Below are 13145 nucleotides of genomic sequence, written 5' to 3' on the forward strand. Positions count from 1 at the left end.
GCTTGTGTTAGAGTGTAACAGTCATCTATAAACATGAATATGAATGATTTATAGGGTATGACGCAACAGCGTAATCAAAAAATTTTGGAAAACTAGAGCATAATAATGCCAGCATATCAATTTACTGCAATTGATGCTTCAGGAAAGCAGCAAAAAGGCGTGTTAGAAGGAGATTCCGCACGCCAGATTCGACAACAACTACGGGACAAGGAATTGATTCCTGTCACGGTGGATGCTGTTGAACAAAAAGATAAAAATAAAAGTTCAGGATTTTTTCAACGTAAATTCTCGGCTTATGATCTGGCCTTAATGACACGTCAACTTTCTGTTTTGGTCGCTGCTGCGATTCCTTTAGAGGAAGCATTACGAGCAGTTGCCAAACAAAGTGAAAAAGTGCATGTACAAAATCTTTTACTTTCGGCACGTTCAAAAGTGCTTGAAGGGCACTCTTTGGCTCAAGCGATGCAACAAACAGGACGCTTTCCAGATTTGTATATTGCGACCGTTGCTGCGGGTGAACGTTCAGGGCATTTAGATTTAATTTTAGATCAATTATCTGATTACACCGAAAACCGCTTTGCCATGCAAAAGAAAATTCAAGGTGCGATGATCTATCCAATCATCTTGATGTTTATGTCTTTTGCAATTGTGATGGGTTTAATGACTTATGTTGTTCCAGACATTGTTAAAACCTTTGACCAAAGTAAACAAGCCTTACCTTGGATCACTGTAGCACTGATGAAAGCCAGTGAGATTATTCGACAGGCATGGCCCTTTATGCTGGTTTTTAGTGTGGTTGGATTTTTCTTATTAATTCGTTTTTTGCGAACTTCTGCAGGGCACTATGCTTTTGATCGTTTAACACTCAGATTGCCATTATTTGGTAAATTATCTCGTGGTATAAATGCGGCACGTTTTGCCAGTACCTTATCTATTCTGACTCAATCAGGTGTACCGCTCGTAGATGCTTTGAAAATTGGGGCCGCTGTGAGTAGTAATTGGGTAATACGAGATGCTGTCAATATTGCAGCAGAGAAAGTCACTGAGGGTGGAAATCTTGCTACGCAATTGGAGCGTTGTGGTTATTTCCCACCGATGATGGTACAAATGATTAAAAGTGGTGAAGCTTCGGGAGAGTTAGACCGAATGTTGAGCCGTGCATCAGATATGCAGGATCGAGAAGTATCTTCATTTATTTCAACATTATTGGCTTTATTGGAGCCATTAATGTTGGTGTTTATGGCGGGTATTGTTTTGGTTATTGTGATTGCAGTTATGTTGCCAATCGTCAATATGAACAATATGATTTAAGCCAATTATTTTTATAAAGAATATATAGAGAGTAAGCAGATGCAACGAAAGATGAATAGGACTCGTCAGTCAGGTTTTACCTTAATTGAAGTGATGGTTGTGATTGTTATTTTAGGCGTACTTGCAGCATTGATCGTACCCAATGTGATGGGACGTGGTGAAAAAGCCAAAGTTGACACCACTAAAATTGCATTAAAAGGTGTAGCGGGTGCTTTAGATCAATATAAATTGGACAATGGGCGTTATCCGACAAGCCAAGATGGTGGTTTAGATGCGCTTGTCAATCAACCCGCAACGGCTAAAAACTGGTTACCTGGTGGTTATGTTAAAGGTGGTTATCCGAAAGACAGTTGGGAAAATGATATTCAATATGTGATCCCTGGTTCTGAAGGTCGTAAGTTTGATTTATATTCTTTTGGTGCCGATGGTAAACAAGGTGGTGAAGGAAATGATGCTGATATTTATTACCAACCTTAATTAAAGAATATTTAAGTTATAGTTTATTGAGTTAATCACTTCATTGAATCGAGTTAATAAATATTGAGTGAAGTGATAATCTTTCTTGTTTGCTAAAATGTACTTAATTTATTGAAATATAACAGCTATTTAAAATAACGATGTTTGAGAGTTATAATAAGAATTATTCCCATATTTAATAGTTACAAGAAAGTTAAATTGTGTATAAAAATAGACTTTTTATTTAATTAAAAGCTTGCATAATAGTTCTCAGGGCAATCTGAATTGCTGAGGAGGATGAGATGAAAGCATTATTATTACCAGATGAAATCAGCCAATTTCATTGGACTATGCTCAAATCTGTTCTTTTAATTTTGAGCCTATTACCGATTAGCCAGTTTTTTCTCAATATTTGGCAAGTTGCCGATGCCAATAGCCAGATCATGATTGGTTTTATGGCGATTAGCGTATTTAGTGCATTATCTATTATTAGTTTTTATAATGCCTTAAATTTGACAGTATTTCAGTTGAAAACTGAATTCTCATCATTATTAGAACAATATTTAGTACGTTCATATTGTTATGTGCCAATGTTATTTTTAGCTGCAATGATGTCTTATTTGGTGACTCAACTTTAGTTGAAATATCATGGAAAACCGAGGGTATAATCCTCGGTTTTTTTTGCACGATGATTTAGTAATTCAAGTTTCAACTAAGTCGGCTGAACAAGGCTCATGGTGATTTTGCGCACAATAGGTAAGATAAAAAGTAACACTGGAAAGGCAATCAGCCAAGAAATCCCCCAAGCTGAAAGCCATGTGTATAGCGAAAAATTCTCAAAACCCATGCTTCTGAATGTACTGATACATGAAACAATAAATGTCATGATAATAGATAGTAACAGAGGTAAAACAATCGCTGCATAGCGATGTGGAATCTTTTTAAAATTAAAATAAGACGATTTAGAATTTTGCATTTTTTACTCCGTAAACCAACAAACGCCAGTGCCGCACCAAAATATTAAAATTTTGATTAAAAATAGCCCCAAGCCTTGTTGGAGATATGTTGGCACGTTGATTGACGTAAACGTTTACGGCTTTATGATCAGCGAAAATAATTTAGCATAAACTTGAAAAAAATATAATAAAAATGCACCGAAAATATTTTCAATTTCGTTTTGATAAGACTTGGGTTGGGGCTAGGTTGAACATGATTGTCTTTTTAACAGGATCATTTGTCTGTTTTATATAAGGTTGATTGCTTTAAATTTATCTAAAATGATTTTATCTCTCGAGATGAACTGATAAAAATACGAGGACTCAGCAATGCAACAAATAGAATGGAATGACTTTCTTAAAGTAGAGTTAAGGGTCGGAAAAATTATTCAAGCCGAAGTATTTGAGAAAGCGCGTAAGCCTGCTTATATTTTGCATGTTGATTTTGGCGAAGCGCTTGGTGTAAAGAAATCGAGTGCGCAAATTACCAACCTATATCAACCTGAAGATTTAATTGGGAAGCTGGTGGTTGCTGTTGTGAATTTTCCCAAAAAACAAATTGGACCGATTCAATCAGAGTGTTTAGTGGCGGGTTTTCATAATCAAGATGGGCATGTGACGTTGTGTGTGCCTGATGCAAATGTACCATTGGGAACAAAGTTACTTTAACAATCGAATCAAGCTTTTTGTTGAAGTTTACCTCATCTCCTTAAACCAGAGATGAGGGATTCAAATATTAACGTCTAGATTTAAAGCTAATATCGACTGCTTTAGGGCGATAGATCCAGCCCAAAATTAATAATAATAGGGAGAGCAACAAAATAGGATAATCACTAAAGCGGGTGTACCAAGTTTCGCCTTGCATGGCAGGTAAGTCACCACGAAGCACAGCTTTTTGATCTACAGGGGCTTGTTTTACAATATGCCCATTGTGGTCAATAAATGCTGTTACGCCTGTATTGGTAGCACGAATAAACCAGCGTCCATTTTCTTTGGCACGCATTTGCACCATTTGAAGATGTTGTAATGGCCCTGCTGTACCCGTGAACCATGCATCATTAGAAACAGTCACTAAAAAGTCACTATTAATCGCATTACGTCGAGTGAGATTCGGATAGGCCACTTCATAACAAATGGCTGCAGCCAAATCATTTCCTTTAATATTAAAAGGCTTTTGATTGGATGCACCTTGGGAAAATCCACTCATGGATGGATCATTTTGTAGCGCAGGTAACACCCAAGCCAACAATCCTGAAAGTGGAATATATTCACCAAAAGGCACTAGACGTTGTTTTTTATATAAGCCTGAAGAATCTGCGCCAGAAGCCATCATACTGTTGTAGTACATCGGATAGCCATTTTTTTGTGATTCTTTTAAGTCCCAATAAGGAATACCCGTTACCCATGCTGTGCCTGAACTTTTGGCTTGTTGATCCATCATATCCAAGAATTGTTGAATATCTGTTTGGAACAGTGGAATCGATGATTCTGGCCAAACAATCAGATCACGCCCCCATTCAGTACGGCTTAAATTTACATAAATTTCTAAGGTTTTAACCTGATATTCAGTCAACCATTTTAAATCTTGCGGAATATTGCCTTGAATCAAAGAAACGGAGAGCGGCTTTTCTGCTTTCGGTTGTACGAAAGTGATAAATGATGCAGCCCATGCGCCAAGGATTAAAATGATTGCAGGAAAGATCCAAAAGACTTTTCTATTTAAAATTTCAACCAATGCACAGGCAAGGATAATCACAACAAAAGATACTGCAAACACACCAAAGAGTGGAGCATAGCCATCTAAGAGTCGTTCAGTAAATGCGTAACCTGCAAATAACCAAGGAAAACCTGTAAAGACCCAAGTCTTGGACCATTCAAAAATAACCCACAAAGGAGCGAAAGTTAATGGTGTTTCAGGGAAGAATCTACGATATACCCAAGTCTGAATTGCGGTAAAAAGCCCCATGACAATGGCCATGATGGCGATCATCAAGACACTCAATACAGCATTGGTATCCCCATACACATGAATCGAGGTATAGAGCCAGAATGCGCCAACAAACCATAGACCAAAGCCATAGCTTAAGCCAATCGCAAATGCTTGGCGTGGTGTACGGCCTTTTAAGCAAGCATATAGCAGGGCAGGCGATAAAATTGCCAACCACCACCAGTAATAAGGCGCCAGTGCTAAACTGAACACTGCGCCTGATATTAACGAAATCAATAATGGGAAAATGAAGGGCAGCTGTTTTTGTTGTTGGGATGAATTTAACAGCTTATCAAAGTATGCTCTCATTTATGTACAGCTCGAATCAGATGAATAGTGCGCGCATCTGCTTCAATAATTGTAAATTCCCAATCCTCAAGCTCAACCACTTGGCCTTGAAGATCACTCACTAGACCAATTTCTTGAAGCAGTAATCCGCCCATAGTCTCTACTTCATCGTCAGGAAATTCAGCATCTAAAACATTGTTAAAATGTTCTATTGGTGTAAGTGCCTGCACAATCCATGTATTGGCTGTGGTATGTGTTGTATCTGGAATGATAAATTGTGCTTCTTCGTCAACGTTATCATGCTCATCTTCAATTTCGCCGACAATCTCTTCTAGAATATCTTCTAAAGTGACCAGACCTGCTGTTGAACCATATTCATCAATTACAATGGCAATATGGGTTTGAGTGTTTTTTAACATCCTCAAAACTTGGTCGGAACGTGCACTTTCTGGGACAAATAATGGCTGACGCATTAACGCATGCACATCTACAACAGATGAACGATCAGTTAAAAAGGGTAAAAGATCTTTAGCAAGTAAAATACCCACCACGTTTTCAGGCTGATCAGAAGAAAAAACAGGGAAACGTGAATGTGCAGACTCAATAAGAATGTCTAAAATATCAAGAAGTTGATCATCTTCTTGTAAGCTGACCATCGCTGTGCGCGGAGTCATGACTTCACGGATTTTTGTTGCAGGAAGGTCTAATACGCCTTCTAACATTGCAACAGTATCGGGTTCTAAAAAACGACGTGAATCTTGTACTAATTTTAGCAGTTCATCTCGGGTTTCTGGCGCTGTTCCTAACCATTTGCGTAAGCCACGCATTCCCCACGATGGGCCTGATTCCTCGTGCATGATCTTTCCTAAAGACGTTTAATATCTAGTAAATGTTTTTTTATCATACCGAAGAAAACACAGATGTCTATCTATTAACTAAGGTAAATAGATGAATGTATGTGTCATATTATAGATATATTGCAAGCCTTATTCATTATTTGAGTTTGTGTTAAAATTATTGAGTGATTTCGCTTCTTTTTGAGAATAGATAATGTCTGAACCGATGCCTAAAGCAAGCATTCAATTAAACACGCGTGGACTACGTTGTCCTGAGCCTGTAATGATGTTGCATCAAGCAATTCGTAAATCTAAATCAGGTGATGTGGTTGAAGTATTTGCAACTGATAATTCAACCTCTTGGGACATTCCTAAATTTTGTATGCATCTCGGTCATGAGTTGATTTTACAAGAAGAAGTACTAGATGATGCCGGGAATAAGGAATTTCACTATTTAGTGAAGAAAGGTTAAAAGAAAACGGGTAAGTAATTATAGATGCAAAAACAAGAATTTGAAGTGCATCTGACAGCGGATATTAAAAGTCCAGTGATGTACCATCAGTTTAAAACGATGTGTAAACAGTTAGATGCTAAGCCTCTTGAAATTATACTTGCCCGTGGTATGTATTCTAAACAGATTATGCTCTCTAAATGTGTTTACTCAGCGGATTTAAGTACTGTCCTTGAGGATATTGTGCCTTGGATCAAGGCGTTTGAACAACAGAATATTCAAATTATCCGAACCAAGATTGAACTTCCATTTCAAGATTCTCAAACAGATCAACAGTCTATTTATTATTATGAATGGCATGCTTTGATTGAATGTAGAGATGCTTTTGAACTTAAACAACTATGTGAGCATCATCAAGCACACTTGTCTCAAAATGCTTTAAAACGCCGTGAGAACTTTCGATTTTTAACATTACGCGAAATAGGAACAGCAGATTTTTTCTTGAAACGCTTAGAGTTGTTGCGCATAGCATTATTAAACCAACATAGAGTGATTGCTAAAGAAAGATTTGAGATTTGTATTTATGATACCAATATCATGTTAGATCATGGATGGTTATCTTAAATAGACATAGATAAAGAAGAATGTAAATGAATGAAATAAAGCAAAAGGCTTGTGAGGGCCTGATTCGACGTTTTGCAGAAAGCCACCAGTACTTTCCTTTTATGCTAAAAGGAAGTTTCTTAACTCGGCAATATTTTCCTGCGCATATTGAACGTAAACCACAAGATTTAGATTGGATTTGTTTAAAACCATTAATCGATCGACATTTTGTTCAGGATCATTTGAATGAATGGATGTGCTACTTAACAACTGTAGATTTTAATGATGGTATTCGTTATGAACCATTTTCGAAAGATAATTATTGGTGGGAGTTGGAGTATGTAATGGCAGAAGACTTTCCAACAGTCAGTACAAATATTATCGCATGGGTGAATGGGCAAAAAACTGAAATAGATATTGATGTTTCATTTAATCTTGAAATTCAAGATATTCACAACAGACTTATTTATCATCCTTTTGTTGGTAAGGACTTCCGATTGGCACAAACCCCATCTTTAGCTACGCAAATTGCATGGAAGTTACACCAATGTATTGTGAACCCACGCTATAAAGATATATTTGATTTGACCTATTTACTCAAGCATCCATCATTTTCGGATATTTTTGCAAAACTTTATGCCATAGAAATATTGAAAAGTGAATGTCAAAGAGATGGTTTGGTTTTGACTAAGTTTTTGTATTTGAATCAACCTATTTTGGCTGATGCTTGTATGAAGCTGGCACAAAATTGGCAGAATGAAAGATCTGAGATTCAGTTTGCAAATTTAGATGATATTCCCGAGAAATTTGAAGATTTTTGGAATATTTTTACTCAGTCATTGCTTGATGCGGAGTTATTAGAGTTAATTGATTCAACACCCTAATCAAAGAGTTTTACAAAATTAAAAATGACAGAATTTTGACTTATGATTATAATCTAAACATATTTTTTAATAATAATTAACTCATTCAAATGAACAGCTTACTAAATAGCATTTATAAAATATTGGATCAGCTTGGACTAAACGCACAAAAACGAGCTTTGCATATCCAATTTAGCAATACAGACTTTAACAACCAAGTCTTCTTACAACGCATCGATGGACAACATGGTCTAAACCAAGGCGTGTCTATTGAACTGATTTGCCTTGCCACTTCGGCTGTGATTCCACTTAAACAATTTATCGGTAGCCAAGTGGCGATTGATCAAGTCACAGATCATGGACAACTGTTTCGTAGCACAGGGGTGATTACCGAAGCAGCACAAGGGCAAAGTGATGGTGCACTGACGCTATATAAACTCAAACTCGAAGATGCCACTTCACTGTGGCATAAACGTCGTAACAGCCGAGTGTTTATGAACAAGTCGGTTGTTCAAGTCATAGAAGCGCTGTTTAAAGAATGGCAAGACAAAAGCCCACTCTTTGCCTCCAGTCTAAGCCTCGATAAAAGTGGTCTTAAAAAAGACTACGATATCCGCCCATTCATTATGCAGAGCAACGAAAGTGACTATGCATTTTTAACCCGCTTGATGCGCAGTGAAGGGATCAACTGGCTGATTGATGAGGCGCAATTGATTGTGCCTAGTTCTGCGACTCAAATTCAACCACAAAAACTGCGTTTAGTGGATGACAACAGCGAATACAAAGTGCTAGAACGAAGAAAAATTCGTTTCCATCGTAGCAGTGCCACAGAACAACAAGACAGCATCACCAGCTTTATTGGACAACGCAGCTTACAACCCACTGCTGTCCATGTACAACGCTGGCAAGCAGATGTGTTAGAACAAGAAGAAGGTGCAGGCAGTGTTCAAAGCAAACATCAACATAGCCAAAACCAAAACAATGCCAGTCTTGGTTTAGAACAAGCTTGGCATATCAGTCCAGCATGGATTCAAGACCTGAATGGTGAAGATCAAGCAACCGCTTCAAATAACAATCAGATTGAAAAGATCAACCAAAACCTCAGTCATTACTATGATGCTCAATCCAAGCAATTTGTTGCCAACTCCACTGTACGTGATGCGCAAGTGGGGTATTGGTTTGAATTGAATGAACACCCAGAAATAGACCAACACAGTGGCTCAGACAAAGAATTTCTGATCACGTCAAAGACATTCTATAACCAGAACAACTTACCCAAAGATCTGAATGAACAAATCAATCGCTTGCTCAAACAAAGTAATTGGGTCAATTCAAATGTAGACTCAAACAACCCAGAACGCCAAGCCAATCAATTGGTACTACAACGCCGTAATATCACCACTGTTCCTGAATACCACCCACTACAACATCGTCCTAGTACCCATCCACAACGAGCCAAAGTAGTTGGGCCAAGTGGAGAAGAAATTCATGTCGATGAATGGGGGCGCATTAAAGTTCGCTTCCTATTTACCCGCAATGAAGATCATAGTCATGATGGTGGTGCAGGGAGCAATGACAACGACACTGATTCCGCTTGGGTGGATGTACTGACCCCGTGGGCAGGTGAAGGCTATGGTGCGCGGTTCTTGCCGAGGATTGGTGAGATTGTCGTGATAGATTTCTTTGATGGCAATATTGACCGACCATTTGTGGTGGGGCGTATCCATGAAGCGCAACGAAGCCCAACGAAATTTGATGACAAAGGCCAATTACCTGATACTAAAAAACTGGCAGGGATCAAAAGTCGAGAAGTTAAAGGCAGTGGCTATGGGCAACTTAGATTTGATGATACCACAGAGCAAATCAGCAGCCAGCTACAAAGCAGTCACGGTGCGAGTCAACTTAACCTTGGTAATCTGAGTCATCCTAAAGAAACGGATACCAGTGAAGGACGAGGCGAAGGCTTTGAACTAAGAACAGACCAATGGGGTGCAGTGCGTGCAGGGCAAGGCCTACTACTCAGTACCTATGCTCAAGATTCAGCTTCAGGCAATCACCTTGATGCAACTGCGGCGAAAAGTCAGTTAGAAAGCAGCCTAAATAATTCTAAGGCCTTAAGTGAAGTTGCCAAGAATCAGCAAACGGATCCTTTAGAAAATTTAGATCATTTGAAATCTTTTATTTCATCTTTGGAAAAAGGTGAATCCCGTGAAGCAAAAAATCAAGCAGATATCTTTAAGCAAGCCCTGATGTTATTGGCTTCACCCAATTCGGTTGCGCTTGCTACTAATGAAGATCTACATCTTTCTGCCGATCGACAAATCTATGAAACTGCGGGTGATAGTATCAACCTGAGTACGCAAAAGAATTTAGTTGCACATGCACAATCAAAGATTAGTCTTTTTGCGGCACAAGAAGGGGCAAGACTTTTTGCAGGAAAAGGTAAAGTTGAGATCCAAGCACAAGGCGATGGTACAGATTTGATTGCACGTAAAGGTATTCAGATTATTTCAACTGAAGATAAGATTGAGATTAAAGCGGATAAGAAAATTATTTTGATTGCAGATGGTTCTCAAGTTGAAATTAGTAGTGCAGGTGTTTTACCGACCACTGCAGGTAAGTTTGAAGTCAAAGCTGGACAACATAAGTTTTTGGGTGGGGAAAGAGTTAACTTTGAAATTCCTTTTCTACCAAGTAAGAATATATACTCTCATCAGTTTATCTTAAAGAATAAGCAAGGTGAAATCATGCCGAATACTAGTTATGTTTTAAATGGAGCAAATGGGAAAAAATTTAAAGGTAAAACAGACAAAGAGGGTAAAACAAATAGGATTTATACAGCTGAGCAAGAAAAATTTAGCTTGGATGTGGAACTATAATAATGAATGAGAAAAAATATATTACTGAGATTAATCAGCCTATAACAGAAATTGAAGTTAATGAGTATTATTTAGTTATTGGTACAGAGGCTAATGCTTCATATGCATATCAAAATGCAAAGATAACATTCTCCTCGAAATCGGCTAAACATCAATATTTAACAGGCCCTAATTTAGACTGGGGACATGCTTTTTTTTATGTTGTAGAAAATGATGATGTTTTTAGTTTTTTTAGTTTTGGCCCTAGCGCTGGAAAGAAGCTTGGTGAAAATAAAGTAATTGGAAATGCTTCAACATGTCAATATCCGATTGGTGAGGTAGCTCAATTATATGTTCTAAATATTAGTGAAGATGACGCAAAAAAAATAAAAAATGAAGTAAGTAAAATGTATGAGAAATCAAATAATCATTTTTATAATCATGAAACAAATGAATGGGAGCAAAAGAAATCAAATGATAAAAAATATAGAGCAATTACCAATGAAACTTGTGCAAAAGAAGCTTATAGAATTCTTTCAGATATTTTAGATAAAAAAATTCCTGATGCCTATGGCTATGTAAAAATGTATGGGATATCGAAAAAGGCTATATGTCCATTTGCATGGAATGAACATTTATTTAATTCTAATTTAAAACATTATAGTTACCCAGAGTATCCAAATGTAGGAAAAGCAAAAGAGCTATTAGCTGCATTTAAATTTAAAATAAATAATGAGGAGGAAGATTTGAAATATACTTACTTTTTAAGAACAGATTCAGCTAATAATATGAATTATGGTGTTATGGTTCCTGAGTTTGATGATGAGAATACTACAGACTGGTTTTTAAGTGAGGGTGATGAAGATCCTCTCAAAATATACTCATATTTTAATGGTTAGATAATGTATTATTTTAAGTTGATAAGTTTATTATTGTTTTTAATATTTAATTCAACTGTAAATTCCAAAACAATGGATGACAAGATGATTGATAATACTATTATGTTGATAAATGAAATCACAAGAGTGGGTGAAACAGAAAAGTGGAATAGTAGTCTCTTCTTTGAGGGAGCTTTGAAAGTGCATGTGCTAAAAGATGGAACTTTAACTGATAGAGGCGTATACGTTTTATCTAAAAATAAATTTGGTTATCCAGCCACAATCAAAGTCTTAAACTTAAATGATAAAGAGAAAAAATATAAATTTGTTTTTTCCCCATCAAATCAACCTGTGTTTAAAAAAACGATAAAGGCTGATGTAAAGTTGTTAAAAGAAAATAATATTTTCTTTAAATATTCGGAGCTGGTTGAAAAAGAATCAGCGATTTACTCTAGTCCGTACAGCCCAAATACATTATATAAACATATATTTGGTAATCAAAAAAATAATTCTATAATATATGAATTTTATTCATCAAAAAATGAAATTGAAAGTCAAATAAACTATGTTAGGCTGGTTGTTCTATTTGGTGGTGGAGATAAGTAGTATAAATTTTTCGTTAAAAACGAAATTTAATTAATGACAATAAACCCGCCGAAGCGGGTTTGTTGATTTACATATTCGGGTAGTTTGGACCACCGCCACCCTCAGGAGTTACCCAAGTGATGTTCTGAGATGGATCTTTGATATCACAGGTCTTACAGTGAACACAGTTCGCAGCATTAATCTGGAAGCGCTTAGAACCATCATCATTTTCCATAATCTCGTAAACACCAGCAGGGCAGTAGCGTTGAGCAGGCTCATCCCATTTTGGTAAATTGACATTGACTGGAATAGAAGCATCCGTCAGCTTTAAGTGAGCTGGCTGATTCTCTTCATGGACAGTATTCGATACAAATACAGAAGATAAACGGTCAAAGGTTAATTTACCATCTGGCTTTGGATAGGTCGGTTTAAATGTCGCAGCATCTACAGTTTTTAATGCACTAAAGTCAGGTGCAAGGTCATGTAGAGTAAATGGCACTTTAAAGATATTTTGATCGATAAAGTTAAATGCACCACCCATCCATAAACCGAATTTATGCATTGCTGGACCAAAGTTACGTGAACGATGTAACTCTTCTTTTAACCAACTGTTGTTGAATTTGTCAGTATATGCAGTCAATTCTTTAGCAAAGAAGTCTTCGCCTTCAGCGACACGCGCAACCGCTAAATCGCCACCTTTCTCATGACCTGCTTGGATTGCTTCAAATACAGCTTCACCACACAACATACCCGATTTCATCGCAGTATGAGAGCCTTTGATTTTAGCAAAGTTTAAGAAACCTGCATCATCACCAATTAAGCAACCGCCTGGGAAGGTCAGTTTAGGTAGCGAGTTTAGACCACCTTTAACAACTGCACGTGCGCCATAAGAAATACGCTTACCACCTTCAAGATATTGCTTAATCAGTGGATGTGTTTTCCAACGCTGCATTTCAGCAAAAGGATACATGTGTGGATTTTCATAAGATAAATCGACAATCATACCCAAGGTCACTTGGTTGTTTTCAGCGTGA

Annotated in this window: 14 protein-coding genes; 10 read left to right on the top strand and 4 right to left on the bottom strand. The window is 37.3% G+C overall.

All coding sequences use genetic code 11. The annotated features are described in order from the left end of the window. Positions 1-105 precede the first annotated feature (105 nt). The 3 genes from gspF (at position 106) to WFN33_RS14355 (ending at position 2405) form a co-directional block, all read left to right on the top strand. Positions 106-1311: a type II secretion system inner membrane protein GspF gene (gene gspF, locus WFN33_RS14345; protein WP_336953726.1), complete on the top strand. Its 1206-nt coding sequence runs from the start codon at positions 106-108 to the stop codon at positions 1309-1311. A 39-nt stretch (positions 1312-1350) separates the two neighbouring features. Further along, the gene (gene gspG, locus WFN33_RS14350; protein WP_004816754.1) at positions 1351-1788 is read left to right on the top strand and encodes a type II secretion system major pseudopilin GspG; all 438 of its coding nucleotides are present in this window, start codon (positions 1351-1353) and stop codon (positions 1786-1788) included. A 281-nt stretch (positions 1789-2069) separates the two neighbouring features. After that, complete coding sequence (locus tag WFN33_RS14355) at positions 2070-2405, top strand: hypothetical protein (RefSeq protein ID WP_336953727.1); 336 nt, start codon at positions 2070-2072, stop codon at positions 2403-2405. A 74-nt stretch (positions 2406-2479) separates the two neighbouring features. Here the strand turns inward: WFN33_RS14355 and WFN33_RS14360 are convergent, their stop codons facing one another. After that, positions 2480-2743 carry a DUF2798 domain-containing protein gene (locus WFN33_RS14360; RefSeq protein ID WP_034617824.1) on the bottom strand — a complete coding sequence of 88 codons (264 nt, stop codon included), beginning with the start codon at positions 2741-2743 and terminating at the stop codon, positions 2480-2482. A 349-nt stretch (positions 2744-3092) separates the two neighbouring features. Here WFN33_RS14360 and WFN33_RS14365 point away from each other — a divergent pair, with 349 nt between their 5' ends. Beyond that, the gene (locus tag WFN33_RS14365) at positions 3093-3431 is read left to right on the top strand and encodes a tRNA-binding protein (RefSeq protein ID WP_336953728.1); all 339 of its coding nucleotides are present in this window, start codon (positions 3093-3095) and stop codon (positions 3429-3431) included. Between the two features lie 67 nt (positions 3432-3498). Here the strand turns inward: WFN33_RS14365 and lnt are convergent, their stop codons facing one another. Both lnt and WFN33_RS14375 read right to left on the bottom strand, forming a co-directional pair. Continuing rightward, on the bottom strand, positions 3499-5058 hold the full coding sequence (lnt, locus tag WFN33_RS14370; protein ID WP_336953729.1) for an apolipoprotein N-acyltransferase: 1560 nt from the start codon (positions 5056-5058) through the stop codon (positions 3499-3501). Next, positions 5055-5894 carry an HlyC/CorC family transporter gene (locus tag WFN33_RS14375; RefSeq protein ID WP_004816763.1) on the bottom strand — a complete coding sequence of 280 codons (840 nt, stop codon included), beginning with the start codon at positions 5892-5894 and terminating at the stop codon, positions 5055-5057. Before WFN33_RS14375 ends, lnt begins: the two co-directional genes overlap by 4 nt. Before the next feature lie 193 nt (positions 5895-6087). On the opposite strand from WFN33_RS14375, the gene tusA reads away from it, so the two are divergent. From tusA to WFN33_RS14405, 6 genes are all read left to right on the top strand, one after another. Next, positions 6088-6345, top strand: coding sequence for a sulfurtransferase TusA (tusA, locus tag WFN33_RS14380; protein ID WP_336953730.1), 258 nt, complete (start codon positions 6088-6090; stop codon positions 6343-6345). A 24-nt stretch (positions 6346-6369) separates the two neighbouring features. Further along, positions 6370-6948 carry a hypothetical protein gene (locus tag WFN33_RS14385; RefSeq protein ID WP_336953731.1) on the top strand — a complete coding sequence of 193 codons (579 nt, stop codon included), beginning with the start codon at positions 6370-6372 and terminating at the stop codon, positions 6946-6948. A 26-nt stretch (positions 6949-6974) separates the two neighbouring features. Next, positions 6975-7811, top strand: coding sequence for a nucleotidyl transferase AbiEii/AbiGii toxin family protein (locus WFN33_RS14390; RefSeq protein ID WP_336953732.1), 837 nt, complete (start codon positions 6975-6977; stop codon positions 7809-7811). A gap of 89 nt (positions 7812-7900) precedes the next feature. After that, the gene (locus tag WFN33_RS14395) at positions 7901-10669 is read left to right on the top strand and encodes a type VI secretion system Vgr family protein (RefSeq protein ID WP_336953733.1); all 2769 of its coding nucleotides are present in this window, start codon (positions 7901-7903) and stop codon (positions 10667-10669) included. Between the two features lie 2 nt (positions 10670-10671). Beyond that, positions 10672-11547 carry a hypothetical protein gene (locus WFN33_RS14400; protein ID WP_336953734.1) on the top strand — a complete coding sequence of 292 codons (876 nt, stop codon included), beginning with the start codon at positions 10672-10674 and terminating at the stop codon, positions 11545-11547. Between the two features lie 84 nt (positions 11548-11631). Next, positions 11632-12132: a hypothetical protein gene (locus WFN33_RS14405; RefSeq protein WP_336953735.1), complete on the top strand. Its 501-nt coding sequence runs from the start codon at positions 11632-11634 to the stop codon at positions 12130-12132. A gap of 67 nt (positions 12133-12199) precedes the next feature. Here the strand turns inward: WFN33_RS14405 and WFN33_RS14410 are convergent. Next, positions 12200-13145, bottom strand: a 946-nt coding sequence (locus tag WFN33_RS14410) for an electron transfer flavoprotein-ubiquinone oxidoreductase (RefSeq protein ID WP_336953736.1), incomplete at its 5' end; no start/stop codon positions are given.

The sequence above is a fragment of the Acinetobacter sp. AS167 genome, assembly GCF_037152175.1.
Taxonomy (GTDB): Bacteria; Pseudomonadota; Gammaproteobacteria; order Pseudomonadales; family Moraxellaceae; genus Acinetobacter.

Bases quoted from the DNA above. Each gene is read 5' to 3' on its own strand.
- gspF (WP_336953726.1), top strand. From the start codon at position 106: ATGCCAGCATATCAATTTACTGCAATTGATGCTTCAGGAAAGCAGCAA.
- gspG (WP_004816754.1), top strand. From the start codon at position 1,351: ATGCAACGAAAGATGAATAGGACTCGTCAGTCAGGTTTTACCTTAATT.
- WFN33_RS14355 (WP_336953727.1), top strand. From the start codon at position 2,070: ATGAAAGCATTATTATTACCAGATGAAATCAGCCAATTTCATTGGACT.
- WFN33_RS14360 (WP_034617824.1), bottom strand. From the start codon at position 2,743: ATGCAAAATTCTAAATCGTCTTATTTTAATTTTAAAAAGATTCCACAT.
- WFN33_RS14365 (WP_336953728.1), top strand. From the start codon at position 3,093: ATGCAACAAATAGAATGGAATGACTTTCTTAAAGTAGAGTTAAGGGTC.
- lnt (WP_336953729.1), bottom strand. From the start codon at position 5,058: ATGAGAGCATACTTTGATAAGCTGTTAAATTCATCCCAACAACAAAAA.
- WFN33_RS14375 (WP_004816763.1), bottom strand. From the start codon at position 5,894: ATGCACGAGGAATCAGGCCCATCGTGGGGAATGCGTGGCTTACGCAAA.
- tusA (WP_336953730.1), top strand. From the start codon at position 6,088: ATGTCTGAACCGATGCCTAAAGCAAGCATTCAATTAAACACGCGTGGA.
- WFN33_RS14385 (WP_336953731.1), top strand. From the start codon at position 6,370: ATGCAAAAACAAGAATTTGAAGTGCATCTGACAGCGGATATTAAAAGT.
- WFN33_RS14390 (WP_336953732.1), top strand. From the start codon at position 6,975: ATGAATGAAATAAAGCAAAAGGCTTGTGAGGGCCTGATTCGACGTTTT.
- WFN33_RS14395 (WP_336953733.1), top strand. From the start codon at position 7,901: ATGAACAGCTTACTAAATAGCATTTATAAAATATTGGATCAGCTTGGA.
- WFN33_RS14400 (WP_336953734.1), top strand. From the start codon at position 10,672: ATGAATGAGAAAAAATATATTACTGAGATTAATCAGCCTATAACAGAA.
- WFN33_RS14405 (WP_336953735.1), top strand. From the start codon at position 11,632: ATGATTGATAATACTATTATGTTGATAAATGAAATCACAAGAGTGGGT.